The sequence below is a fragment of the Candidatus Pelagadaptatus aseana genome, from assembly GCF_040362265.1.
GTDB lineage: Bacteria > Pseudomonadota > Gammaproteobacteria > Pseudomonadales > Cellvibrionaceae > Pelagadaptatus > Pelagadaptatus aseana.
The window spans coordinates 83196-108483 of record NZ_BAABNJ010000003.1 but is presented as its reverse complement, the minus strand read 5'-3'; the positions used below and the strand labels follow the sequence as shown (position 1 = coordinate 108483).

The 25288-nt window shown below is 51.8% G+C and carries 20 protein-coding genes; 11 read left to right on the top strand and 9 right to left on the bottom strand.

The genetic code is table 11. From position 1 onward, the window contains the following. Window positions 1–37: 37 nt before the first annotated feature. Complete coding sequence (locus ACPXV9_RS05250; RefSeq protein WP_423895219.1) at window positions 38–1501, bottom strand: flavin-containing monooxygenase; 1464 nt, start codon at window positions 1499–1501, stop codon at window positions 38–40. An 89-nt stretch (window positions 1502–1590) separates the two neighbouring features. Beyond that, window positions 1591–2589, bottom strand: a complete 999-nt coding sequence (locus ACPXV9_RS05245; RefSeq protein WP_423895218.1) for a GlxA family transcriptional regulator — start codon at window positions 2587–2589, stop codon at window positions 1591–1593. A gap of 184 nt (window positions 2590–2773) precedes the next feature. Here ACPXV9_RS05245 and ACPXV9_RS05240 point away from each other — a divergent pair, with 184 nt between their 5' ends. Next, window positions 2774–3577 carry an enoyl-CoA hydratase/isomerase family protein gene (locus ACPXV9_RS05240; RefSeq protein ID WP_423895217.1) on the top strand — a complete coding sequence of 268 codons (804 nt, stop codon included), beginning with the start codon at window positions 2774–2776 and terminating at the stop codon, window positions 3575–3577. Between the two features lie 52 nt (window positions 3578–3629). On the opposite strand, the gene ACPXV9_RS05235 is transcribed toward ACPXV9_RS05240, so the two are convergent. From ACPXV9_RS05235 to ACPXV9_RS05225, 3 genes are all read right to left on the bottom strand, one after another. Further along, the gene (locus ACPXV9_RS05235; protein WP_423895215.1) at window positions 3630–4439 is read right to left on the bottom strand and encodes a substrate-binding periplasmic protein; all 810 of its coding nucleotides are present in this window, start codon (window positions 4437–4439) and stop codon (window positions 3630–3632) included. Window positions 4440–4649: 210 nt separating this feature from the next. After that, window positions 4650–5600 (bottom strand): class I SAM-dependent methyltransferase, encoded by a 951-nt coding sequence (locus ACPXV9_RS05230; protein WP_423895213.1) that lies wholly within the window; start codon window positions 5598–5600, stop codon window positions 4650–4652. Window positions 5601–5658: 58 nt separating this feature from the next. Further along, entirely contained in the window at window positions 5659–6015 is a 357-nt protein-coding gene (locus tag ACPXV9_RS05225; RefSeq protein WP_423895211.1) for a winged helix-turn-helix transcriptional regulator, read from the bottom strand. Between the two features lie 136 nt (window positions 6016–6151). Here ACPXV9_RS05225 and ACPXV9_RS05220 point away from each other — a divergent pair, with 136 nt between their 5' ends. From ACPXV9_RS05220 to ACPXV9_RS05200, 5 genes are read left to right on the top strand one after another with little or no spacing between them, the layout of a single operon-like run. Next, on the top strand, window positions 6152–6733 hold the full coding sequence (locus ACPXV9_RS05220) for an NAD(P)H-dependent oxidoreductase (RefSeq protein WP_423895209.1): 582 nt from the start codon (window positions 6152–6154) through the stop codon (window positions 6731–6733). Window positions 6734–6777: 44 nt separating this feature from the next. Continuing rightward, window positions 6778–7335, top strand: coding sequence for a carboxymuconolactone decarboxylase family protein (locus ACPXV9_RS05215; protein ID WP_423895207.1), 558 nt, complete (start codon window positions 6778–6780; stop codon window positions 7333–7335). Window positions 7336–7378: 43 nt separating this feature from the next. Further along, the gene (locus tag ACPXV9_RS05210; protein ID WP_423895205.1) at window positions 7379–7741 is read left to right on the top strand and encodes a hypothetical protein; all 363 of its coding nucleotides are present in this window, start codon (window positions 7379–7381) and stop codon (window positions 7739–7741) included. Window positions 7742–7760: 19 nt separating this feature from the next. Next, window positions 7761–8909, top strand: a complete 1149-nt coding sequence (locus tag ACPXV9_RS05205) for a low temperature requirement protein A (protein ID WP_423895204.1) — start codon at window positions 7761–7763, stop codon at window positions 8907–8909. Window positions 8910–8936: 27 nt separating this feature from the next. Beyond that, window positions 8937–9338 carry a GFA family protein gene (locus ACPXV9_RS05200; RefSeq protein ID WP_423895203.1) on the top strand — a complete coding sequence of 134 codons (402 nt, stop codon included), beginning with the start codon at window positions 8937–8939 and terminating at the stop codon, window positions 9336–9338. A gap of 9 nt (window positions 9339–9347) precedes the next feature. Here the strand turns inward: ACPXV9_RS05200 and ACPXV9_RS05195 are convergent, their stop codons facing one another. Then, the gene (locus ACPXV9_RS05195) at window positions 9348–10397 is read right to left on the bottom strand and encodes an AraC family transcriptional regulator (protein ID WP_423895201.1); all 1050 of its coding nucleotides are present in this window, start codon (window positions 10395–10397) and stop codon (window positions 9348–9350) included. A 112-nt stretch (window positions 10398–10509) separates the two neighbouring features. On the opposite strand from ACPXV9_RS05195, the gene ACPXV9_RS05190 reads away from it, so the two are divergent. The 5 genes from ACPXV9_RS05190 (at window position 10510) to ACPXV9_RS05170 (ending at window position 18039) form a co-directional block, all read left to right on the top strand. Beyond that, window positions 10510–11718, top strand: coding sequence for an acetyl-CoA C-acetyltransferase (locus ACPXV9_RS05190; protein WP_423895199.1), 1209 nt, complete (start codon window positions 10510–10512; stop codon window positions 11716–11718). Between the two features lie 46 nt (window positions 11719–11764). Next, window positions 11765–13921 carry a 3-hydroxyacyl-CoA dehydrogenase NAD-binding domain-containing protein gene (locus tag ACPXV9_RS05185; protein ID WP_423895197.1) on the top strand — a complete coding sequence of 719 codons (2157 nt, stop codon included), beginning with the start codon at window positions 11765–11767 and terminating at the stop codon, window positions 13919–13921. 84 nt (window positions 13922–14005) lie between these two features. After that, entirely contained in the window at window positions 14006–15658 is a 1653-nt protein-coding gene (locus ACPXV9_RS05180; RefSeq protein ID WP_423895195.1) for an AMP-binding protein, read from the top strand. A 53-nt stretch (window positions 15659–15711) separates the two neighbouring features. Then, on the top strand, window positions 15712–16863 hold the full coding sequence (locus tag ACPXV9_RS05175; protein ID WP_423895193.1) for an acyl-CoA dehydrogenase family protein: 1152 nt from the start codon (window positions 15712–15714) through the stop codon (window positions 16861–16863). Between the two features lie 15 nt (window positions 16864–16878). Beyond that, on the top strand, window positions 16879–18039 hold the full coding sequence (locus tag ACPXV9_RS05170) for a CaiB/BaiF CoA transferase family protein (RefSeq protein WP_423895191.1): 1161 nt from the start codon (window positions 16879–16881) through the stop codon (window positions 18037–18039). A 75-nt stretch (window positions 18040–18114) separates the two neighbouring features. On the opposite strand, the gene ACPXV9_RS05165 is transcribed toward ACPXV9_RS05170, so the two are convergent. The 3 genes from ACPXV9_RS05165 to ACPXV9_RS05155 form a co-directional block, all read right to left on the bottom strand. Beyond that, complete coding sequence (locus ACPXV9_RS05165) at window positions 18115–19122, bottom strand: AraC family transcriptional regulator ligand-binding domain-containing protein (protein ID WP_423895189.1); 1008 nt, start codon at window positions 19120–19122, stop codon at window positions 18115–18117. Between the two features lie 67 nt (window positions 19123–19189). After that, on the bottom strand, window positions 19190–20227 hold the full coding sequence (locus ACPXV9_RS05160) for an HD domain-containing phosphohydrolase (RefSeq protein ID WP_423895700.1): 1038 nt from the start codon (window positions 20225–20227) through the stop codon (window positions 19190–19192). Continuing rightward, a complete protein-coding gene (locus ACPXV9_RS05155; RefSeq protein ID WP_423895187.1) occupies window positions 20227–25140 on the bottom strand; it encodes a response regulator in 4914 nt (1637 codons plus the stop codon). The genes ACPXV9_RS05160 and ACPXV9_RS05155 overlap by 1 nt, the downstream gene beginning before the upstream one ends. Window positions 25141–25288 lie beyond the last annotated feature (148 nt).

The window sequence follows — 25288 nt, the reverse complement described above, 5'->3', positions numbered from 1 at the left end:
ACTGGTGACAAGGTTGGCCGGCTTGATACTGACGCAGTCAGTTAAAAATAAGATACTGCTCGTCCAATGCTTTATTAGACAGTAACTGGCTGTCTTCCTGCATCATGTCATGGCTGCCGTAGGGCAGGCTGTCGATTTGCTTGGGAACCTGATCATAAGAGCGCTGCAGGTAAGAGGCGCTTTCAATGCGCCGACCAAACATGCCGTGCAGGGTTTGGCCCTCGGTATCCACCTTGTCTGGTTCCACCGATTTATGTCCCTGAGCGTCCATTTGCTGTACCAGCTTGCAAAAATACTGGGCGGCCAGATCCACCTTGAGCGTCCAGGATTGCGCGGTGTAACCGATCACGGGAAACATGTTAGGCAGTTCGCTGAGCATAATGCCTTTGTAGGAGAGTAGCTGACTGGTGTCTACCGCCTCGCCATCTTTACTGATATCAAAATTCTGTAGAATTTTAACGTTAAGCCCGGTGGCAGAGATAATAATATCGGCTTCGATTTTATCTCCGGATTTAAGCACCACACCGTCTTCGCTGAAGTGGGCAATTTCGTCGGTGACCACCGAGGCTTCGCCGCTCGCCAGGCACTTATAAAAATCGCCATCCGGAATATAACAGAGACGCTGATCCCAGGGTTTGTAGTGGGGCGTAAAGTGTTTGTCGACGTCGACCTTGCCCTCGGTCAGACGGCGAGCCTGTGATTTCATGTACCTGCTCATCATATTGGGGAAGTGGTGACACAGGCGGTACAGCAAGCGCTGTAAACCTACCTGTTTGCGCCAGATGACCGCATGGGCCATTTTTTCTGGCAGCAAGGCGCGCAGGCTTCGGTTAAACAGTGATTGCTCGGGCAGCGGTAACATATAACTGGGCGAGCGTTGCAACATGGTGATGTGGGAAGTTTTACCGGCCATGGCCGGCAGAATGGTCACGGCTGTCGCGCCACTGCCAATCAGCAGCACCCGCTTGCCGGAGTAATCCAGATCCTCAGGCCATAGCTGGGGATGAATGATCGGACCCGTGAATTTATCCATCTCTGGAAATTGGGGGATAAAGGGGTTGTTGTAGTCGTAGTAGCCGGTGGAGGCGATCACGTAACGGGCTTCAATGTCACGCGTTTGACCACTGGCTTTATCCTTAACGGTCAGGCGCCAGAGCTTGTGCGATGAACTCCAGTTGGCGGCAATGACAGACTGGCCGAACTGGATGTGGTCGCGCAGTTTGAATTCATCAATGGTTTCGTTGAGGTAGTCCAGAATGTCACCGGCCGGCGAGATATCCTTGGGTTTGTTCCAGGGCTTGAAGCGATAGCCGAAGGTGTACATGTCGGAGTCAGAGCGAATGCCGGGATAGCGATGCAGATCCCAGGTGCCACCGGGGTTATCACGGCCTTCCAGAATCTGGAAGCTCTTGGCGGGCATATTCTGGGCAATATGACAGCCAAATCCGATACCTGAGATGCCGGCGCCAATAATCACTATGTCTGTGTTTGCAGCAGTCATTGTCTCTGTCCTTATTGTTATTTGGCTATTACATTAGCTCAAAGCCTCGGTTGTCTCATCCATCTTAGTGGAACTTAACAAAACTGCTGTCAGACGTGCTCGTTCAGGCGAAATTCACTGGGGGTCATGCCGACTTTCTGTTTGAACAACCGGGTAAAATAGCTGCCATCCTGATAGCCCACCCGATATCCGATCTGGTCAATACCGAGACTGCTGGTAGCCAACATCTGCTTGGCGGTTTCAATGCGGATATGTTGCAGATACTGAATGGGGGATTCACCGGTTGCGTCCCTGAAGCGACGACGAAAACTGCGCATACTCAGCCCCATCCTGTCGGCCACTTCTTCGATCATAAATTCTGAAGAGAAGTTTGATTCCATCCAGTCCTGCGCCTGTTGGATTTTTTCATCGCTGTGGTTTTTCTGCTGTTCAAGGGCGAGCTGAAATTCCAGCGGGGCCTTGGGAATGTCCATCAGAAAATGACGCGAGACTTTGGCAGCGACACTGACTCCCCACATTTTTTCCAGCAGATAGATGCCCATTTCCACACCAGAGGTAACCCCGGACGAGCAGTAGAGGTTGCCTGAAGAGGTAATGCCTTTTTCCGGTTGCAGGATGACCTTGGGGTAGCGGGCTTTGAACTGATCGACCAATCGCCAGTAGATGGTGGCCGTGCGATCATTCAGCAGGCCGGTTTCGGCCAGCAGGTAGGCGCCAGTGTGCATGCAGGCGATGACCGCACCGCGCTGGTGTTGCTGCCGCAGCCACTCGACAGTGGTCTGATGCTGTTTGATAAACTCATCCATCTTGCGCCAGATGCCCGACACAATCACCAGATCGGCGTGATCTATATCAGTGATGGCGCCATCCACTTCAGACAGGGAGCCGCTGAATGTCTGAACCGGTTTGCCATTCTGGCTGACCACCTTCACCAGATCGCCGGGTGATGGTTGCTGTTGTTTGTCCTGTAACGCAATGGCACCGGCGTAGAACATATCCCGCGACATGGAAATACTCATCTCGGTAGAGCCATCAAAGGCCAGTATGGCAACGCGATTGATGTGGTTCGGTTGATTCTTGGTGGTCATCTTTCATTGGCCTGTCAGCGTTTGACGATGGATGGTATTGCTTAACACTCGGAGTTCAACAGCAGTGTAATCAGTTTGGCCGTTTTGTCCTAATAATGGGGTTTTTAGCCCAGAGTCAGCCTCTCTCTATCGGCCTACTATGGTCCCACGTAATTCGTGAATACCCCTGAGAGAGGAAACTGTTATGTCTGTTGTACTGTATGAAAAACGTGGTCGCATTGCTTACATCACCCTGAACCGTCCCGAGCATATGAACGCCATTAACGAAGAAATGCATTTGAAATTGTGGGAAATCTGGCAGGAGTTTGATGCCGATGACAGTGTTGATCTGGCTATTGTGACCGGCGCCGGTGATGAAGCCTTCTGCGCTGGCGCGGATTTGAAAACGCACGCGACTGACTGGGTGAAACGCTCCCAGAGCGCCTTGTTCCCTCGCGAAAAAATCAAGGACGGTCTGGGCGGCCTGACACGTGGTCTGCACCGCATCTACAAGCCAGTAATTGCCGCGGTAAACGGCTGGGCTCTGGCCGGCGGTCTTGAAACCGCGATGGCTTGCGATATCCGTATCGCTTCTGACCGCGCTCAATTCGGTTCTTTTGAACCTCGTCGAGGCTACCACCACGGTGACGGTGGCATCGTTCGCGTGGTGAACACTTGTGGTGTGGGCATTGCCATGGAAATGAATCTGACGGCCGAGCCCATTGATGCCCAGCGCGCGCTGCAATGCAATATGGTGAATAAAGTTGTGCCACACGATCAGCTGATGGAGGCCGCCGAAGAAATGGCCGCCAAGATTCTGCGCAACGATCAGTGGGCCGTTCGCTCCGGTAAAGAAACCATTATGGGTGTGATTGGTCGCCAGCTGGATGATCAGCTCGCTTACGAGGCCTATATGGGTTACACCGGTGCCTCCAACCCGCCAGTTGCAGAGCTACTGAAAAACTTTGCCGATAAGGGACGTGTGGGTAAAAACAAAACTGAATTGTAATTTATACGACGAAGGAGGTTCTTCAGGCTTGTTACGCAAGCTGAAGAATCTCTTACTGTTTGATGCAGGGCTTCAGCTTCAGGTTCTTGTCAAATAATCCCATATTGTGAATCAACACACGCTGTAGCGATTCGACGTTATCGATCTGACGATTGATGGCGATGTGGAAATTACTTTTCTTCAGCGGTTCAAAGTGGAGAGGGTCTGTGTTCACCTGCCAGTGTTTCGGAGGGCTCTCCCATACAGACTCGTAAAGCAGGGCGCTTTCAAGGCGTTGACTGAGAACCATTTTGATCAATTGCACTTCGGAGTCTTCTGGCCAGAGGTTCAATTGTATGTCGGGCTGTTTTAACTGGTGAATATAACCGCCATAGCCATAACCCCGGTTTACCCCAAGATTTTTACCTTGCATGGCCTCAATGGAAAGCACGGGCGAGTGTTTCAATGAAATCAGGCCCAGATTCATGGTCATGGCGGGAGTGGGGAGAAAGATCACCGTTTTTTGTCCCTCAGTCAGCAGGATGTTGTTGGCCACCAGAGTGATGTCTACTTGCCCGGTAAAGGCTTTCCTTGCCAGTCGGTTGGGAGGGTACATGGCTTCGGTGTACTGGATGCCACTTCTGCCCAGCAACTCTTTAAAATAGTCGGCCCAAATCCCGGTGACAGAGCCATTGGTGCCGGTAACGGCGTAGGGGGGCAGCTCAAAGTAGCCCACATGCAAGGTTTCCGGGTTGCTGGTTGCAAAGGTTTGGAAGCTGCAGGCTGTGGCGTCAGCAGGGGAGGCTTTGGTCGCGGTGGCAGGGGCCGATACAGCAAATAAGCACGAACCGATAACCACCAGCGCAAGTTGCAGGTATCTCAATACGGCAATCTGTCGTGTCTGATGAAGGCTGAATCTGTTGAGGGGCTGGCATCGGCCCATGGTGTTTATGCATCCTGAAACAGTATGACAAAGCTATAAGAAGCCCGCTCTAAAATCCAGTAAAGTGAGCAGGCCCCGGCGGCTAAATTATGGGATTTATACCATGGTCTAATCTCCTGCTGCATGCCATGAGCCATGGCCAGAGAAGTACTACAGGGTAATCAACGCCAGTTTTAATCCTTTGTCCGGCTCAAGTTCTTTAATTTCATCGCTCAGGGGGAGTTGGCTGACGGACTTTACCTCCCCCATGGTCTCTATGATGTCTCGCTTAAACTCGGCAAAAGTTACCTGCTGGTGATTGAGCGCGGCCAATATAACGCCATTGTCTTTAAGATAATTGGGGCAGCGACGCAGCAACTTCTGATAATCGGGCCAGCCTCTGAATGAGCCTTTCTGAAACGGCGGTGGATCGAGAATGATCAGGTCAAATTTTGACTGCTTGGCGATCTGGCTGTTGGATTTGAGAATGTCCTTTTTCCAGATGGATACTTTACTTGCGTTTGATTCATTGTCCCCCAGTAAACCGTTTAGCTCATGATTGGCTTTGGCGTTTTTGGTCGCGCTGCCACACATATCCATATTGACCACTTTTTTGGCTCCGCCACGCAGAGCAAACAGGGAGAAAATTGAGGTATAGGAAAACAGATTCAGCACGCGCTTATTCTCGGCGTGCGTTTTAACCCAGTCCCAGCCGCTGCGCATATCCGGAAATACGCCGGTATTGCGATTGGCCCCCAGGCTCACCTGGCACTCAATTCCTTCATCAAGGGGGGAAGTAAACTCCATTGGCAACGTCTGCGCAGCTGTGCTGCGGCTACACAGAATCTCATTGGTTACATCGGGCCAGGGGCGAGATTGCAGCACAATGGTTTCGATTGACTCGTGTGCTTCAAACACCTGTCGCAGTGCTTGTTTAGCGTCATCGCTCAATGTTTCTTGATAACACTGAACAAACAGAATCGGCGGGTACCATTCAATATTGATGTCCTCCAGCGAGGGAAAAAACCGCCCCCGACCGTGGAATACCCGGGCAATCCGATTGGGGTATTTTTTTAGATTCGTGTTCAGTTCTTGTTGTAAAAAGGTGTAGTCGACTGCCATAGATTCTTGCCGGGGGTTAAATGAAGTTTGGTAAAGGTCCCAAGATGTCAGCGGATGATTACAGTTTATTGGACTCGGACCATACCCTTAAGTCTTCCAGAATCCCCAGTGCTGATCGGCCAAAATCTGTCAGTTCATAGGTCACGGCAATGGGGCGATCATTGATGACCTTGCGGATCACCATATTTCTGCTCTCAAGCTCTTTAAGCCGCTGGTCGATCATCTTCTTGCTGGCGCCACCGAGCATACGGGTCAAATCATTGAATCTCACCGGTCCATCTTTGAGGTGATAGATGATAGAACCGGTCCACTTGCCGCCAATCAGGCGCATGCCTTTTTCGATTGCGCAGGGCTCAAGACAAACATTGAACGCTTTTTTTCGCCCGTAACTGTCTGTTTCTACATAACTTTCCAAAGAATTTCTCCTGACGAGCCCACCCAAAAGACAAGGTTACCAAAAGTATACTAATTGAATCTGTTTTACAGGTAACCATAATAAACCTGTAACCGATTATATACCTTGTTGAAGAAATATTACAGGAGAGACCGCCATGAATGTCTTGATTATCAATGCTCATCATCAATACCCGTTTTCAGAAGGGCGCCTTAATTCCACTCTGGTGCAGACCGCTGATGAGCTGTTAAAAGCCAAGGGCCACGATACCCGTGTTGTTGTCATCGATGATGGCTGGGATGTAGAGACGGAGTTACAAAATCATCAGTGGGCTGATGTGGTGATGCTGCAATCACCGGTGAATTGGATGGGTGTGCCCTGGACGTTCAAGAAGTATATGGATGAGGTTTACACCGCCGGCATGGGCGGTGCCTTGTGTAATGGCGATGGTCGTCACCATGACAGTCCTAAAGCAAATTACGGTGCAGGCGGTACTCTGACAGGCAAGCGCTATCTGCTGTCGCTGACCTTTAATGCACCGGAAGAATCTTTCAATGACGCCAATGAGTACTTGTTCCAGGGCAAGAGCGTGGATGACCTGTGGTTCCCAATGCACATGAACTTCCGCTTTTTTGGCATGGAATCACTGCCTACGTTCGCCTGTTACGACGTGATGAAAAACGCGGATGTGGAATCGGATCTGCAGCGCTTTGCTGCCCATATCCATGAAAACTTTTAATGACAACATCCCATAAATCGACGATTACCTCGAGGGCAAGAGCAATGTTTACCTACCACGATACCCAAACCGCACCGGAAGAGTCCCAACCTTTGTTAGAGCAATCACAACAGGGCTTTGGCATGGTCCCCAATCTGCACAAGGTGCTGGCCGAAGCGCCTGCAACCTACGAAGCCTATAACACCGTGTTCGGTTTGTTTATGAAAAACACCACGTTGAGCCCGCTAGAGCAGCAGGTGGTGTTTATGACAGCCAACTATGAAAACAATTGCCACTACTGTGTACCTGGACACACCTGGATGATGCACGCAGGCAAGATGCCTGAAGACGTTATTGAGGCTCTGCGTGAAGGCACAGAAATTCCCGATGCCAAATTGCAGGCGCTGCACGATTACACCAAGCAACTGTTGGATAACCGTGGCCATATTGGTGACGACAGACTTCAGGAATTTCTGGATGCCGGTTACAACAAACGTCAGGCGCTCGAGGTGTTAACCGGTCTGGCCTCCAAGTTGATCTCAAACTTTACCAATGCCCTGGCTCATACCAAGCCGGATCAGGCATTTCAGAAGTACGCCTGGACTCATCCCTCAGAGCGTTAATTGGATTTGTTTTTAACTTATTGCGATAGCGAGGGGTGCAAGAATGTTTATTCGATCTATGGTTTCTCTAGTGGTTGTTTTTTGTGTGATGGCGGCAAAGGCAGGCGATTTGCCCGCAGCGCATCATGCGTCACCGGATCAATACCAGTTGTTGCTGGAAACCGATGACGTACTGGTATTGAAAATGGTGCTGCAACCGGGAGAACAGGACACTGCCCACAGTCACCACAATGAAACCGTGTATTTTCAAAAGGGTGGTACCTTGAAGATTAGCGAACCCGGAAAGGGCGCTATGGAAGTGGCGGTGCCCGATGGTCATGTCATGTGGCACAAGGCCTGGAATCATCAGGTGACCAATATCGGCGATAGCGAAGTGGTTGCCATTATCGTGGAACAGAAACCCTGATCAGGGTGGGAGGAGCGTCTTGAGCCAGTCTCTGTATTTGTCACAAACCCGGCACGCCACCTGGTTGGAGCTGTTTTTCGATCTGGTATTCGTGGCCGTCATCGGTGTGATTACCCATGATTTGGCGCACACCCACCATGGCCATATCGGGGTCGAGCAATTACTGCGTTTTCCGTTGGTGTTTATTCCGGTCTGGTGGATTTGGATGACCCATACCCTGTGGGCCAATCGGTTTGATAAAGACAGCCGCGAGCATCGCCTGTTCAGCCTCAGTATTATGACGCTGGTGATTCTGATGTCCGTGTTTGCTCTGGATATTCAGGCGGACGGTTTTGTCTATTTCGTTGGTCTTTACGGTCTGATTCGATTGATGATGGCACTGTTGTATTGGCGGGTACACCATGCCGCAGCAGAGGGAGTGCATTTTGCCCGCCGTATGTCGATTGCCATCGGCGTCGGTGCGCTGATCAGTTTGAGTGGGTTATTCTTCGAGGGCCCCGTGAAGTACGTTCTGTTTCACGGTGGTCTGTTGCTTGATGCGGTGTGGCAAGCGGTTATTCGACGAGACAACACGGCCGATCCGATTGATCAGGAGCACTTTGTTGAGCGCATCGGCCTGTTGGCGATCATCATTCTCGGGGAATCTGTGATCGCCATGGTGGGATCTCTCAACCACAGTGTCTGGGATGGTTATGACATCGTCTCTGCCGCAACCGGTTTTCTGTTGATTGGTGCCATTTGGTGGATTTACTTTGACAGTTTTCCCACGCTCGAGCGCGCCAAGCGACTGCATACGGGCAATGTTCTGATATATACCCATTTGCTGGTATGCATGGGCCTGTTGATTCTGGCCAATATGATTCGCCATGCAATCCTGGGGGATCTGGATCGACCTACCTTTGGCCTGTTGGCACTGACCGGTCTGACATTTTTTTATCTGGGTAAGCAGATTCCCTATTGGTATGCCTTCCCGCCTTGGCGTAAAGCCATTATTGGCAACACTCTGGTGTGTGTCGGTATCACCGCCGCCAGCTGTTTTTTACCCAGACTGGAATATTCGTTGATTGGTATGACGCTGGGTATGCTGGTGTATGTGTACCTGACTTTTACCCGGATTCTGTCAGTCAATGTGGATGATTACCTGACGCCCCATCATGGCCATCAGTAATCAATAACCGTTTTCAGGAGAATGATTATGACTGAACAACATCATGTGCATTGCGATTGCGGCTCGGTAGAGCTGACCATGACCGATGAGCCGCGAGTGCATGCCTATTGCCATTGTGAGGATTGTCGGGAATTACTGCAGGTGCCGTTTCACTCGGTACTGGCCTGGGAGGCCGATCAATTGAGTATCAGTAAAGGGGCCGATGACATCATTGAGTTTCAGCATCCCACCAAGCGGATGAAGCGAATATTCTGCAAACACTGTGGGGATGTGCTGTACAACACCAATGCCATGGGTTGGAAACTGGTATCGCAGTGGATGTACCGCAAGTGCAACAACGATCAGTTACCGGACGCGCTGCAGGCCAATGCCCACTTTTTCTATGACCGTCGCATGTTATCCATTGATGATGCATTGCCCAAGCGCTGATGGTTTGGGTTAACCCGGGGCATTGATCATCTTTCTGAACCTGGCCGGTGACACCCCGGTCCAGCTCTTGAACGCGCGAATAAACGCGGCGGGTTCCGAGTAGCCCGCCTGAATGGTCACGTCTTCGATACTGGCATCACGGTTACCCAGAGCGTTCATGGCAATGTCGCGTCGCACCTGGGATTTGATTGCGTTAAAACTGGTGCCTTCTTTGGCCAGGCGGCGGCGAATGGTCTGTGAGCTGATACCCATATCCAGAGCTATATCCTGCAGTTCCTGGGTAAAGTGTCTGCTGGCAACGCTGGATTTTAATTTCTCCCGAATCAACCGGCTGGTTTCACCGTGCACGTCCTGTGGCAGATAAATATCCAGCGGTGCCCTGCGCACATAACTCTCGGCCGAGGTTTCATTTTGCACGATGGGCAGATCCAGATACCGGGCTTCAAAAACCATGCTGTTGAGTTTGTGGTCGAACTGCACCGGTGCACCATAGAACAGGTGCTTGTACTCTTTGTGGTAGCTTGGCGGAGGGTAATCCAGTGTGACCTTGTCCAGAAAGATCAATTCATTGCACAGCCAGCCAGCGGTTCGGTGCAGGGTGGCCATGGCGCTTTCAATGGCGACGTTATCGCGAATCCGTTTACTGGGGTCTCTGACCATCACCACTTCGACAAAGCGCCCCTTCTTTTTGAACTGAAAACTCAGACTGTTAAAGAAGGTGTTATTGAATTCGATATAGCGTTGCAGCGCCTGACCAAGGGTGTTCTGGTGGATTACCGCCAGCACCGAATGGCGGAAATAGCCCAGCGGAATGGGTGATTCGAGCATGCCCAGAAATTCATCCTGCAGCAGATAACCGCATTGATGTAACAGTTTCACCGCCGAGGTGACCGGCAACCGGTAATCCGGATTCTGCATCGCCTTAACATCAATATCACAGGCGGTATAAATCTGTTCGATATCGTAACCGGCGTCTTTGACACCGGTGATCAGGTGCGCAAACAGGATCGGATTGGTGGTGATTCTGTCTTTTTTCAGGGGCGTGTTGTCAATGCTCATGGTGTAACTTTATATCAATTTTTTGTGTTTGTCAGAATCATAGAAAACACTCCCCCGGTCTTTTTAAAATTTGCTCGACTTTTGTCATTCAACAATTGACGGGTAAATAACTATGACCAATCACGTTTATATCTACGACGCGGTACGTACACCGCGCAGTAAAGGCAAGAAAGACGGTGCACTGCACGAAGTGAAACCCATTGAGCTGGGTGCGGGATTGTTCCGCGAGCTGCAAAAGCGCCACGATCTGGATACTGCCTACGTTGACGATGTGATGATGGGCTGCACCGCGCCTGTGGGTGAGCAGGGTGCCAATGTGGCCAAGACCATTACCGATTTCGCGGGTTGGGACAACAGCATTCCTGCGGTACAGATGGATCGTTACTGTGCCTCTTCTCTGGACGCCGTGAATTCCGCTGCACAGAACATCCTGTCGGGCTGGAACAGCCTGATTGTTGCCGGTGGTGTGGAAAGTATGTCACGCATTCCCATGGGCACGGCCGGTGGAGCCTTCCTGATGGATCCCGAGTTTGTCATGAAGAAGACCTCGGTGCCTCAGGGCGTTGCGGCGGACATGGTTGCCACCATGGGTGGCTGGAGTCGCGAAGATATGGATGCCTACGCGCTGCAATCTCAGCAACGTGCGGCTCATGCGCTGGAAAATGGCTACTTTGATCAATCCGTCGTACCGGTGGTTGATCAAAATGGCATGACCATTCTGGCCAAAGACGATTTTGTTAAGCCCGACACGACTCTGGAGAAGCTGGCTTCCCTGAAACCTTCTTTCGAACTGATGGGCAGCATGGGCATGGACGACCATCTGCTACAGAAATACCCGCACATTGCAGAAATTGATCACGTCCACACCCCGGGTAACTCCTCCGGCATTGTCGACGGTGCCAGTGCTGTACTGCTGGGTAGCGAGCAGGCCGGTAAAGATCTGGGGCTGACCCCTCGCGGTCGAATTCTGGCCGGTGCGGTGACTTCCACCGATCCTTCCCTGATTTTCCTTGGCCCGGCGCCTGCGGCCGAGCGTTGTCTGAAAATTGCCGGCCTCAAACCCAGTGACATCGATCTGTGGGAGATCAACGAAGCCTTTGCCTCTGCGGTACTGCGCTACATGAAAGATCTGGATATCAGCCCTGAAATTACCAACGTCAATGGTGGCGCTATTGCCCTGGGTCACCCTCTGGGCGCCACCGGTGCCATGTTGGTCAGCACCATGCTGGATGAGCTGGAGCGCACCGGTAAGAAACGCGCCATGTTGTCGCTCTGTGCGGCCGGTGGTATTGGCATTTCAACCCTGATCGAGCGCGTTTAAGAGTCTTCGGATAAAAGCGACAGGCTGAATTGAGAGGAAATAGAAAATGAGTGTATTCAAATACGAAAAAGACCAAGACGGTATCGTTACCATCACTATGGACATGACCGGTCCGGTCAATGCGGTTAACGAAGAGTTTGAAGGGGTAATGTCCGAAACCGTTGCCCGTCTGGAAGACGAATCGGATCTGAGTGGTGTGGTCTTTGCGTCGGCCAAGCAAACCTTCTTTGCCGGTGGTGACCTGAACGTGATTCTGGCGATGCAGCCCGGTCAGGAAAAAGAAGTATTCGATAACGTTGAAAAACTGAAAGACATGTTCCGCCGTCTGGAAAAACTGCCTGTACCGGTAGTCGCGGCCATTAATGGCGCTGCATTGGGTGGCGGTTTTGAATTGTGTCTGTCGTGTAACCACCGCATTGCCTGGGAAGACAAGAGCGTAGAAATTGGGCTGCCGGAAGTGCAACTGGGTCTGATGCCGGGTGCTGGTGGTGTGGTCCGATTGACCCATCTGTTGGGCCTGCAGGGGGCGTTGCCGTTCCTGTTGGAAGCGAAAAAAGTGCGCGGTGCCAAAGCCAAAGAAGTTGGTTTTGTGCATGAGACCGTGGCGGAACTGGAGCAACTGGTGCCCCGCGCCAAAGCCTGGATTCTGGAGAACAAAGACGATCCGCAAGCCTCTATACAGCCCTGGGATAGCAAAGGGCACAAGATCCCTGGCGGCAATATCATGAACCCGAAAATTGCTCAGGTTGCTTTGGTAGCACCCCAGATGCTGCGCCAGAAAGCCCGTGGTTTGATGCCCGCGCCGGAAAGCATTCTGGAAACCGCTGTAGAAGCCATCACCAGTGGTTTTGATGCGGCCCAGCGAGTGGAATCGCGCAAGTTTGCGGCATTGGCCACCTCGCCACAGGCCAAGAACATGATTTCCACCCTGTTCTTCCAGCTCAATGAAGTCAACGCAGGTTCCAGTCGACCGCAGGGTATTGACACGTCCAAGGTGAAAAAAGTGGGTGTGATCGGTGCCGGCATGATGGGGCAGGGCATCGCTTATGTGGCTGCCAAAGTGGGTATCGAAGTGGTGCTGAAAGACATGTCCATGGAGGCCGCTGAGAAAGGTAAGGCGTACTCCGAGAAGTTGTTGGATAAAGCCATCAGTCGTGGTCGCTCCGATGAAACCAAAAAGGCTCAATTGCTCAACCTGATCCATCCTACCGACAAAAACGAAGATCTGGCGGGTTGTGATCTGGTGGTAGAGGCCGTGTTTGAAGACATGGGTCTGAAACACAAAATCACCAAAGATCTGGAGCCGCAACTGGCCGATGGTGGTGTCTGGGCTTCCAATACCTCCAGCTTGCCGATTACCCAATTGGCTGAAGCCAGTGACAAACCAGAGAACTTTATCGGTCTGCACTTCTTCTCGCCGGTAGACAAGATGCCTTTGGTAGAAATCATTTGTGGTGACAAGACCAGTGACGAGACTCTGGCCAAAGGTTTCGATTTTGTACAGCAAATCAAGAAGACCCCGATCGTGGTTAACGACAAGGTGGGTTTCTTTACCGGTCGTGCCTTTGCCGCTCAGCTTAACGAAGCGGCACAGATGTTGTCCGACGGTATTGACCCCATACGCATCGATAATCTGGGTAAGGCGGTGGGCATGCCGATTGGTCCTCTGGCCATCAATGATGAGGTGAGCCTGAGTCTGTTGGTGAAGGTGCGTAAAGCGCATCTGGAGTCCGGTCTGATCAAGCTGGAAGATGACAAGTACCCCGAAGCCTGGGCGTTGCGTGAAACACTGGTGCACGAATACAACCGCGGTGGCCGTTATCACGGTGACGGTGGTTACTTTGATTACACCGATGAAGGCAAGGTGCTGTGGCCCAAGCTGCGTGAAATGTACTTCAAGCCGGAAGTCAACGAAGCGGTGGATAATCAGGATATCAAGGATCGCCTGCTGTTCAGCTGCGTGATTGAAACCCTGAACTGTCTGGAAGAGGGTGTGCTGCGCACTGTGGCTGATGCCAACATCGGTTCCATTTTCGGTATTGGTGCGCCGCCATGGACCGGAGGCTATCTGCAATTTATCAATACCTATGGCCTAGAGCGTTTCATCAATCGTTGTGATGAACTGTCTGAGCGCTACGGTGATCGTTTCAAAGCGCCTGCCATGGTGGCCGAAAAACTGGCTGCCGGTGAACTGTTTAATTAGTTGTGTTGTGTTGCCTGCTGTCGGCCTAGGCCGCAGCAGGCCTTTTTTGCAACAGGATTAATTGACAGTGAACGAGAGGCAAACATGCAACACAATACCTTAATCGATTATTTGAACCACTGGGCAAGGACTCAGCCCGACCGGATCTGGCTGCGACAATTTCGTGGCGACAGCTGTGTCGATTACAGCTGGTCGGATGCTCGAACCGAAATCACCGACGTTGCTGCTGCATTGGAACATCGTTTTGGTAACGGCGCCAATATGCTGTTGCTTTCCGCTAATTGTGCCCATTGGGTGCTGTCTGATTTGGCGATCATTGCCTCGGGTAATATCACCGTGCCGTTGTTTACCACCCACACCGCGGATACCGCCGGGTACATCGCTGAATTTACCGGAGCCAAAGTCATCTTTGTTGGCCATACCGAGAATTGGGCCCAAGTCCGTCCGGTGCTGTCTGACGACACCCTGATTATTTCTCTGCCGGGGGTGGAGATGGAAGAAGCGGATTTGACCTGGCAACAGCTTGTGGATGAAGGCAGGGATAAAACCTGTGTTTATCAATGTGAGGCCGATGACGTTATTTCTCTGGTATTCACTTCGGGCACTACGGGTAAACCCAAAGGCGTGATACAAACCCACCGAAGTAATCTGACACCGATTGTGAGGGGTCAACAGTATCTCAATCTTGGTGATTATCCCCGTTATTTTTCCTATCTGCCTTTATCGCATCTGGCTGAAAGGCAACTGGTTGAATTTACCTCTCTGTGTGAAGGCGGCGAGGTGTTTTTCAACGAGTCCAAAGAAACCCTGATTACCGATCTGCAACGGGCCAAACCCCATTTCTTTTTCGGTGCGCCGAGAGTTTGGGAACAGTTGCAACATGCGGTGATTGACAAGTTTGGCGGGATTGAAAAATTCGACAGTACCTTCAATGCCATGCCCAAAGATGTGGGGGCGTTGATTGTTGAAGGACTCGGATTAAATGACGTTAAGTTCTGTTTGACCGGATCAGCCCCGACACCGGTATCCCTGACTGAATGGTGGCAGAAAATCGGTATCCAACTGATGGATGGATTTGGTCAGACCGAAGCCATGACCCTGATCGTCAACACCCCGGAAGACTGCCGGTTAGGCTCGGTGGGCAAACCGCTGGGTGAAGTAGAGTGCAAACTTTCAGACGAAGGTGAGCTGCTGATCAAGGCTCAGGGACTGACGCCGGGTTATTACCAGCAACCGGAGAAAACCGCGGAGTTGCTGCAAGACGGTTGGCTGCACACCGGCGATAAGGCGCGGATTGACGAAGACGGTTTTGTCTTTATCACCGGACGGGTGAAAGATTATTTCAAAACCATTCAGGGCAAGTTTGTATCGCCTGTGCCCATCGAGTCCGAATTTTCGAAAAATGCGTTGGTGGAACAACGCTGCTTATTGGGACGCGGTCTGTCTAAAACCGTGATGGTGTTAGTGTTAACCGATGCTGCCTTGGATCAGGACAAGCTCGATGTTGAAGACTCGATAGCCCAAACCGTGGAACAGGTAAATGCCACGACCGACAAGCACGCCCGGATTGGTGCCGTGATTATCTGCAAGGATGGTTGGACCATTAACAATGAGTTTTTAACCCCCACCCTGAAAGTCCGAAGAGAAATGGTGCAGGACGCCTATGGCGACACGGCTGAACAACTGGCAAGACGCTCGGCAGAGCAGAAGTCGCTGTTGATTCACTGGTGTTGCTGATTATTGGTTGGCGTTTCTTGTTACCTAAAAATTAAATTATTTGGAGAGAAATTATGTTTCCAAGATCAATGTTTGAATCCGAGCACGAACAGTTCCGCGAGAGCGTTCGTAAATTCCTTGAAGCGGAAGCTGTTCCTTATCACGAGCAGTGGGAAGAGAGTGGGCAGGTCGACCGCAGTCTGTGGCGTAAAGCCGGTGAACATGGCTTTTTATGCCCGACTGTAACCGAAGAATACGGTGGCGTTGGTGTGGATTTTCGCTACAACGCCGTTATTACCGAAGAAATTTCACGGTTGGGCCTGAGCGGCTTGGCCGGTTTAAGTTTGCACTCCGATATTGTGGTGCCCTATATCCTTAACAATGCCAGCGACGAGCTCAAGCAGAAGTATCTTCCCCGTTGCCTTACCGGTGAGTTGATCACCGCCATTGCCATGACGGAGCCGGGTACCGGTTCTGATTTGCAGGGCATTAAAACCACGGCCGTAGCCGACGGAGATCACTATGTGGTCAACGGCGCTAAAACCTTTATTACCAATGGTCAATTGGCGGATCTGGTGATTGTGGTCTGTAAGACCAATATGGATCCTGAAGCTGGTGCCGGTGCTTTCAGTCTGATTTTGGTGGAAGCCGATTCAGAGGGTTTCCAGCGTGGCAAGAATCTGAAAAAAGCGGGCATGAAGGCTCAGGATACTTCTGAACTGTTTTTCGAGAATGTCCAGGTGCCAAAACAGAATCTGATTGGTGATGAGGGGGCTGGCTTTTTCTATCTGATGGGTGAGTTACCTCAAGAGCGGTTGAGTGTGGCCATCGGCGCTGTGGCCTCCAGTGAAGGCATTCTGGAACATACTGTCAACTACGTAAAAGAGCGCAAGGCGTTTAATCGTCCGGTTGCGGCGTTCCAGAATACCCAATTCAAACTGGCTGAACTGGATGCCGAAATCACCGCCATGCGGGTGTTTATCGATCGCTGTCTGGAGTTGCATTTGGAAGGCAAGCTTGATGCGGTGGGTGCGTCCAAAGCCAAACTGTTGTCCACCGAATTGCAGGGCAAGGTGATGGACGAATGCCTGCAATTGCATGGTGGTTACGGCTATATGTGGGAGTATCCGGTGGCTCGCGCCTGGGCCGATGCTCGGGTACAGCGGATTTATGGCGGCACCAGTGAAGTGATGAAACTGATCATTGGTCGTTCTCTGATCGCCTAACACGAGGAGGGTGAGATGAGTAAAGCACCGCTAGCGGGAATCAAAGTAGTTGAGATCGCGGGGATTGGTCCCGGCCCCTGTGCTGGGATGATGTTGGCGGACATGGGCGCCGAGGTGATCGTGATCGAGCGTAAATCGGCCGCCGATGCGGCCGCCGCCATGGGCACCGCGAATGACATGAACAAACACATGTTCTTTAACCGCGGCAAGAAATCCATTGGCATCGACATGAAGGCCCCCGAGGGTGTCGAGGCTGCACTCAAATTTATCGAGGACGCCGACATTCTGCTCGAGGGTTTTCGCCCCGGCGTGATGGAGCGACTGGGGCTTGGTCCGGATGTCTGTCTGCAGCGCAATCCGAAACTGGTGTATGGCCGGATGACGGGCTGGGGGCAATATGGCCCTCTGTCACACGCGGCGGGTCATGACTCCAACTACACCGGCATTTCCGGTGCCCAGTGGTATGGCGGCCGCAAGGGTAGCGTACCGACTGCACCGCTCACGTTGGTGGGCGACCTCGGTGGTGGCACCATGATGCTGTTATGGGGCGTGATGTGCGCATTGAATCATGCCGGTCAGACCGGTGAAGGACAGGTGGTGGATGCCGCCATTACCGACGGTTCGGCGTATTTGTCGAGTCTGTTGATGATGATGAACAACACCGGGCAGATTGCCGATGAGTTCGGCACCGGCTGGGCCGATGGTGGTGCTCCCTGGAGTGAGACCTATGAATGTGCCGATGGTGGATTTATCAATGTCTGTGCGCTGGAGCCGCAGTTTTACCAGCAGTTGATAGAGCTGTTGGAGTTGACCGATAACCCGCTGTTCAGTAATCAATGGGATACGGCCAGCTGGGACAAGGCCAAGGTGGAATTGGCGACCCTGTTCCGTCGTCGCACCCGGGATCAGTGGTGTGAATTGCTGGAGGGAACCGACAGCTGTTTTGCCCCGGTGTTGAACTTTACCGAGGCCGCTGAACACCCGCACAACGTCGAGCGCAAGACATTTCTGGAAATCGAAGGCGTGTTACAGCCGGCACCGGCCCCCAAGCTCAGCTTGAATCAACCCGAGGTGGGTGTTGCTCCGATAGCCGGTGGCAACCGCGATGAGCTGATTGCTGCCTCTGGCTGGGATGCGGACTTTGTTGCCGAGCTGAAAGCCAAACAGGTTATATAAGGTGTTTTTTACGCCTTTAACCTAAGGCTTTTCGTCCGATGGGGTTGTCGTCCGATTCGGTTTTGTTATTCGCCATCACGGTTGTTGAAGTTGATTGCGAAACTGGGTCGGCGATAATCCGCTCCAGCGTTTAAACGCTGCTGAAAAGTTTTGTACCTCACTGAAGCCACAGGCATAGGCGACAGACTGAATGGGTAAGTGCTCGTAACGCAACAGTGAAATGGCCAGATTCTGGCGGTGTTCACTGACCAGTTCCTGATAACTGGTGCCTTCATCGGCCAGATGACGGCGCAAGCTGCGGGCTGACATATCCAGGCGAGCGGCAAGGTTGCCGATGTCCGGGTAATCGCCCGGTTGATCAGACAGGATCGCTTTGACCTTGTCTCCAAAACTGGTGGTTTGCTCCAGTTTCAACATCAATCGTTTGCAGAGCTGTTCGGTGCAGGCTTTCATTTCCGGATCGGAAAAGGGCAGGGGCTGGCGCAGATCGGCCAGAGCGTAGGAGACGCAATCCCTGTTTTGACCGAACAGAATTTCCCGGATTGGCAGCATGCAATATGTCTGTTTGGCGCCCGGTTCACTGTGCATCAGCTCCAGTTTAACCGGAATCAAAGGGGCGCTACGCAACTCTGACATACAGCGGTTGAATACTGTAATCAGATATTCCACGGTGTAGCGATGTACTGCCGGGTCCAGTGATTTGGGCGAGTGCAACTGGATTCGTGCGCAATCACCTTCAAATCGCATATCCAACTGCAGTAGCGGGCCGATCAGTGGCGTGAACCTCTGCAGGTGGTACAGGGCCTCTTCCAGAGTTGCAGACGACAACAGCAGATAACCGAGTGGCCCAAGATCCGACAGCCGCAATTTATTGGCCAGCTGGAAGGAGACTTCTTGCCCGGCACAGCTCAGGTAATTGCTGAATACGGTTTGAAACTGTTCAGCACTGGCCAGGCCATAGATTTCTTCGAGGTGTGCCGGGGTGAGGCCGCTGCCCGCCAGCAATTGATCAATGTCATGACCTTCCTGAAGCAGATGCCGGCAACCATAGCGCAGGTGGTGAATAAAGCTGCTGGCAGACATGAATCATCCTCTGAAAGGCCATAGACGGTATCTTCAGGGTAGCTGCAGATACCCCAGTGTACAGAGTTTAGTCATGATAAATATTCCTGAGTTCCACCAGTACCGGCAGGGCGGCAAAGAACGCGTCCACAACGTCTGGATCAAAGTGTTGACCACTTTCGGCACGGATAAAATTAACGGTTTGTTCCAGCGACCAAACCTGTTTGTGAGGGCGGCTGGAAGTCAAGGCATCGAATACATCGGCCAGTGCCACGATTCTTGCCGGCAGTGGAATCTGGCGCCCTTTGAGTTGAGACGGATAGCCGCTGCCATCCCATTTCTCGTGGTGACTCAGAGCAATATCCCGGGCCATGGACAGTAGTGGGCTGCTGTCATCGCCGATGATTTTGGCACCGATCTCCGGATGGCGTTTGATGATCTCGAATTCTTCGGCAGTGAGTTTGCCGGGTTTGTTGAGAATGTGATCCGGAATGCCAACCACGCCAATATCGTGCAGGGATGAAGCTTCCAACAGCAGACTGGCCTGACTTTCATCCAATCCCAATTCCAGAGCGATGGCCTGGGCATAGTGGCTCATACGGACAAGGTGCACATCCGTGTCGTTCTTGAACTTTGCTGTGTGACAGAGTCGTTGAAACATTGCCGGCCGCGATTGCGCCACGGTTGTCCGCATGTCCTGCAACTGATTCCCCCGATTCCGCTGTTGGGCGTTGTCCAGATGCAGTTTGACCCTGCGGTTGATGATGGTGGCGTGGGCCGGCTTGTAAATAAAATCGTCCGCACCCAATTCAATTCCTTTGGCCTGACTGTGGTCACAAACTCTGTCGGCGACGAAAATTACCGGAATGTGGCTGGTGGCCGGGTTTTGCTTGAGCTGCTGGCAAACATTGAAACTGTTGCCCTGATCGACCTTGAGTGTCAGCAGGATACTGTCCGGTTGCTGTTCCCAGGTCAGATCCAGTGCTTGGTCTGTGTCAGTGGTGGCGTTTACGGCAAACTCCGGTTCCAGAGCCTTACGCAAGCTATGCAGATCTTCAGCGTGTTGATCGACAATCAGGATGCTGTATTTAGTTGTGAACGGCATGGTGTTCTGGGTTGTGTTCATCACGATTGACCTCCCAGGTTACAATCACAGGCGTCGAACAGATCGCAGGCGGTTTCAAAGTCATAACCTTTGATCGGTTCTGACAGCTGTAAAATCAGCGTCTGGATGGTATCAGGTAAAGCAAAACCATCGAGATACGACAGGGTATCCAGTGCCGCCGTATCCCAGTCACAAACCTGATCGCGCAATCTTGTCAGAGCTTCATCCAGCGCCGCGGTTGCCAGTTCCGGTTTGGCTTTTGACGTTGAGCCATCAGCTGACACCCCATCGGCTGCATTTGCAGGATGGGCATTAATGGCCTGCAGGATGTTATCTGTCAGTTGTCCGAGGCTGGATTCCAGTTGCGCCAGAGGTTGTTGGGTGTCGCCGTGTTCGCCAATGGCTTTTTCCAGGTTCAGTGCCAGTTCGCTGACTGCGTCTGCCCCGAGACCTTTGGCCAGGCCTTTGAGTGTGTGAGCTCTGCGCTTGGCTTCCTGCTGATCTCCGCACTCCAGCGCGGATTGAATCATGGCCGGTAACTGTCGCTGTTCCTGGGCAAAGCGCAGCAGCATTTTTTTCAGAAAGGCATGGTCATCGTTCATATAATACAGGGCCGACTGGTAGTTGATTCCCTCAATTGTCAGAGCTTCTGTGGCGCTCTGATCGATGTCGTGAATGTCATCCGGGACCGAATCTTCGGCTGGTTTGTTATCGTGACGGCCAGCCGGTTGAACCCAGCTTTCCAGAGTGCTTCGCAGTACCTCCGGAAGAATGGGTTTGGCAATGTGATCGTTCATACCGGCTTCGAGGCAATTGTGCCGGTCTTGTTCCGAGGCGTTAGCGGTCATGGCGATGATTGGCAAATTCTGAAATTTATCCAACTCGCGAATGCGACGGGTGGCCGTCAGACCATCCATTACCGGCATCTGCATATCCATTAACACCCCATCAAAGGGCTGTTGCTCGAGCATCTCCAGTGCCTGCTGGCCGTTTTCCGCGACACTGGTGGTGATGTCGATGTGGCGGAGAAATTCAATGGCAACTTCCTGATTGATTTCATTGTCCTCAACCAGCAACAGGTGGCACCCTGCCAGAGGATTGACGCGGGCGATTGGGGTAGACAGGTTTTGTTGTTTGTCTGCAGAAGCCCCCATCAATGTGTCGTAAAGCGAGGAGGGTGATACCGGCTTTCGCAACAGGCTGATATTGGGCATGTGTCTGATATCGCTCTCCAGCTCTGGGATGTCCGAGCCTGAGAGAATGATGATTCTGGGCAGCGATTTTTCCTGCCGTTGGAGCCATTGCACAATGTCCTGACCGGACAGTGTGGCCAACTTTCTTTCGACAATGATCAGATCGTAACCGTGGTCGGCCTGCAGCTCATTAATGGCCTGGTTGTAACTGCTTACGCTGTTGTTGGCAATCTTGAAATTTTCCAGATGACGGCTGATCACCTTCAAGGTTGTGTCATTGTTGTCTATCACCAGCGCACGCCTGAAGTTCGGGTAGGCTTTGGCCTCGTCGACGGGGGTATCGCTGGTGGTAGCTGAGCGTTGCAACTTCAGGTCAAACTCGAAGGTGGTGCCATGACCAAATACCGACGAGACCCGAATATCACCGCCCATGAGTTGTACCAGCTTTTTGCTGATCGAAAGCCCCAATCCTGTGCCGCCAAACCGGCGGGTGATGGAGCTGTCTGCCTGGGTGAATTTGTCGAACAGCTTCTCCATTTGCTGAGCTGTCATACCAATACCGGTATCGGCCACCGCAATGTTCAGTAGTACCTCATTGCCATGAAGTTCCTTGACGGTGACGCGCAGTTCAACCTGACCGCTGTCGGTAAATTTGACCGCATTGTCCAGCAGGTTGATCAGCACTTGATTGATGCGTAGGGCATCGCCAATCATCATTGTCGGTAGGTCAGTCGGGGTATCGAAAATGAATTCGATGGCTTTGTCCTCGGCTCTTACCCGAATGATGTTGGCAACGTGCATCAATACTTCCTGATGGAAGTTAAAGGGGTGAACATCGATTTCCAGATGGTCTGCCTCGGCTTTGGAGTAGTCCAGAATGTCGTTGATTAACCTCAGCAGATTTCTGGCGGAGCTGGATGCCTTATTCAGATAATCCTGTTGTTTGGGTGTCAGATCTGTTTCCAGTGCCAACGTAGTCATACCGATAATGGCATTCATCGGGGTTCTGATTTCATGGCTGATGGTGGCCAGAAAATCCGATTTGGCCTGATTGGCCGATTCGGCTTCCTGCTTGGCTTTACGCAGATTCTTTTCAACGATCAGAGACTGGCTAACGTCCTTGATCGCAGTGATGATTTTGTTGTCATGGCCAAAGTGAACCAGCCCCAGGCTGAGCTCAATGGCGAGAACTTCTCGGCTGGCCGTGATGGCATTTAGCTCAATGTCTGGGTTGTGGTTTTTTGCCCGTGTCAGTTCGATGGTGTGACCATGGTTAAGGTTGTTGTGCATCAAGTGTTCGATGGCGATGTTGATACCTGGCAGCACAGAGCTCAGCTTGGAACCTTCGAGCTGTTTAAAGCTGTAACCGAGCATTTCCGTAAAATGCTGATTGATTTTGGTTATGCGGCCCTGCTCGTCGGTTATCACCATGGCCATCGGGGCCAAATCAAAAACCTGATCGGCATAGCGTGCCGCCAGTTTTGCCCGGGCTTCTGCCTGTTTTAACTCGGTAATATCGGACAGCGCGCCAACCGTGCCCTGGGTGCCATCAGGCAGTGAGTAATCGACCAGCTGGCGGATATAACGTTTGTTCAGATTATTCGCTCTATGCACCAGCTCGATTTCGTCTTCGAAGGTTTCTCCCGGATTCAGAGGTCGGTGCAAATCGTCATTGATCAGTCGATTAAAGTTTTCTCTGTTCAGAGTGTGTTGCGCTGCTTCATTGGCCAGTAATAATTCACCGCTTTTTTTGTGTACGTAGAGCGGGATTGGCAGGGCACCAACAATCGCTTGCAGATAGGCCTGTAAGGATTGGGTTTTGATGGTGTCGAGGCTTTGGCGCCAGATGTAATAAACGCCCCCGGCAATATAAACCCACATGATCAGGGCAATAATCAGATTTGTGGTGGACCAGGGCGGGTAGATGTCTTTATCCAGCGCGTAGGTGGTCATTTGCCAATGGGTACCGAGGATTTCAATGTCCATCGTGTTCTGCAAAATATTGCCGACTTTGTCCGGGTCAAAATCATCCGGAACATTGGAGTAGAAGGTGAACTGCTCATGGCTCAGTTTGAAGCCCACACCTTTTGGGTTAATGGCGTCGAGGAGCTCTTCCAGAATCTGATCGATATTGGCGATGGCTATCAGGGCGCCGCGCAGGGCTGAGAAATTATCGTCCAGAGAGCTGATATCCTGGCTGCGGTTATAGACCGGCAAAATAATTTTGACCACATTGGACTGTAGTTGGGTCAGCCCCAAAGGGGCCGCACTGGCGCCGTCGCGATTGATGGCCAGCGCAATCTGTGCAATGGAATTATCGAACATGGCCCAATCCAGTCCACCTTTGATTGTGCCGTGGCCAGGGTGCCCGGAAGACAGTGATGCGATCCAGTCGTTAACGTCCGGTACATGGATGACCGTGTAGGTGGTTGGGAAATAATAAGGACGTTCAGGCGCCAACATGCGCCGGGTCTGATCCTCTGAAAAATCTACGATACGAAAATCGGGGATGCCATTTGCCCGGATATGGGATTCAAAGTCACCGCGGTCTTCGTGCATGACAAAGGGGGCCCAGAGAAACCCCAGATCATTGTAGGCCCTGTCAATTTCCCCTTTGAAAACCTGATTCATAGTGTCCTGTGTGATATCAGGAAACAGTTCGAGGTCATCACGCGCTTCCAGCAGGACATTTTCATAGCGATAAAAGCCATCAATCAGTGCTTCACGACTGTCGATGCTTTCCTGATGAAAACGGGAGCTGACATCCTGTTCAAAGTTGTTGTGCAGCCAGGCATAGAATGTGAGGGCACCAAGAGTACCGAGCGCCAAAAGCAGGTAGCCGGCATAAATCTGACGGGTGATTTTTTGGTAATAGCTTTTTCGGGTCAGCTTGCCCACCGCATAAAGGCCCGCGGCCATGCTGATACCTGTGGCCAGTACGGCCCATTCCAGATAATTGATAAAAGGCGATTCCAGTTCCTGATAGAACTGGTTGAGGCACAGTGTCAGAACCAGCGTTGCGGTAAGGATGGCAACGCTTAATGGATAGACCCACCAGGGGCTGTGAATGGACTTTTCTTTGCCTGCCGATGAACCGCTCACTTCAGGGGTGATGTGTAACCAGGTGAATATACCGATGCACATAATGGCAAAACCCAATGCGGTGTGCAGTGCCATGCGAGTCAGTGTTCCCCAGCCATAGGCCGATTCCAGATCCATGGCGTAACCGGCGAGCGTTACCGTGGATAATCCCAGAGGAATGGCAGGCAACAGGTAGATATAGCCTTTTTTTATCTGCTTGCGATGACTTTTTTTTGAGTGATGATGGACATAGGCGCCGAATAACCCAATCAGTAGAAAGCACAGCGCGGTGTTGGGTGCCATGCGGCCCGGGTGAGAGGTTTTGGTGTCCAGATAATGTTCCAGTAACAGCTGATCAATCCCCAGATCAATCCCGGCAACATACTCCAACAGAGTCATGGTAGACAGAGCGATCAGCACCCAGCTACTGATCTGAAGCAGACGAGGGTAGTTGTCTTTCAGTGCCAGCAGAACCATCCCGCACAGCAGAAAGCCGATTGCCGTATTCATTTGCATCGGGGCATAGTCAGGGCTTATTTGCATCAATGGCAGACTGAAGGTCAGCCAGCCAAACACCACAATGACCCCCAGACCGATCAGTACACTGATACAGGTCGACAGGGAAAGGGTGGCGTGTTTTGATCGAGTTGTCTCAAACACCTGTAGTCTCCTTGGCTATGCTGCATGCAAAACGGTGGTTGTTTTTTGGCCATTGCATTCTTCCAAGGCGCAAACAGGCAGACGTTATGGTTGGCGGCCAAGGTGTTATGGCAAGTGGCCAGAGCGAGGAGGGAATTGATTTAAGGCA

Excerpts from the sequence above, each read along its gene's own strand:
- ACPXV9_RS05250 (WP_423895219.1), bottom strand. The coding sequence starts at position 1,501 with ATGACTGCTGCAAACACAGACATAGTGATTATTGGCGCCGGCATCTCA.
- ACPXV9_RS05245 (WP_423895218.1), bottom strand. The coding sequence starts at position 2,589 with ATGACCACCAAGAATCAACCGAACCACATCAATCGCGTTGCCATACTG.
- ACPXV9_RS05240 (WP_423895217.1), top strand. The coding sequence starts at position 2,774 with ATGTCTGTTGTACTGTATGAAAAACGTGGTCGCATTGCTTACATCACC.
- ACPXV9_RS05230 (WP_423895213.1), bottom strand. The coding sequence starts at position 5,600 with ATGGCAGTCGACTACACCTTTTTACAACAAGAACTGAACACGAATCTA.
- ACPXV9_RS05220 (WP_423895209.1), top strand. The coding sequence starts at position 6,152 with ATGAATGTCTTGATTATCAATGCTCATCATCAATACCCGTTTTCAGAA.
- ACPXV9_RS05215 (WP_423895207.1), top strand. The coding sequence starts at position 6,778 with ATGTTTACCTACCACGATACCCAAACCGCACCGGAAGAGTCCCAACCT.
- ACPXV9_RS05210 (WP_423895205.1), top strand. The coding sequence starts at position 7,379 with ATGTTTATTCGATCTATGGTTTCTCTAGTGGTTGTTTTTTGTGTGATG.
- ACPXV9_RS05200 (WP_423895203.1), top strand. The coding sequence starts at position 8,937 with ATGACTGAACAACATCATGTGCATTGCGATTGCGGCTCGGTAGAGCTG.
- ACPXV9_RS05195 (WP_423895201.1), bottom strand. The coding sequence starts at position 10,397 with ATGAGCATTGACAACACGCCCCTGAAAAAAGACAGAATCACCACCAAT.
- ACPXV9_RS05190 (WP_423895199.1), top strand. The coding sequence starts at position 10,510 with ATGACCAATCACGTTTATATCTACGACGCGGTACGTACACCGCGCAGT.
- ACPXV9_RS05185 (WP_423895197.1), top strand. The coding sequence starts at position 11,765 with ATGAGTGTATTCAAATACGAAAAAGACCAAGACGGTATCGTTACCATC.
- ACPXV9_RS05180 (WP_423895195.1), top strand. The coding sequence starts at position 14,006 with ATGCAACACAATACCTTAATCGATTATTTGAACCACTGGGCAAGGACT.
- ACPXV9_RS05175 (WP_423895193.1), top strand. The coding sequence starts at position 15,712 with ATGTTTCCAAGATCAATGTTTGAATCCGAGCACGAACAGTTCCGCGAG.
- ACPXV9_RS05170 (WP_423895191.1), top strand. The coding sequence starts at position 16,879 with ATGAGTAAAGCACCGCTAGCGGGAATCAAAGTAGTTGAGATCGCGGGG.
- ACPXV9_RS05165 (WP_423895189.1), bottom strand. The coding sequence starts at position 19,122 with ATGTCTGCCAGCAGCTTTATTCACCACCTGCGCTATGGTTGCCGGCAT.
- ACPXV9_RS05160 (WP_423895700.1), bottom strand. The coding sequence starts at position 20,227 with ATGAACACAACCCAGAACACCATGCCGTTCACAACTAAATACAGCATC.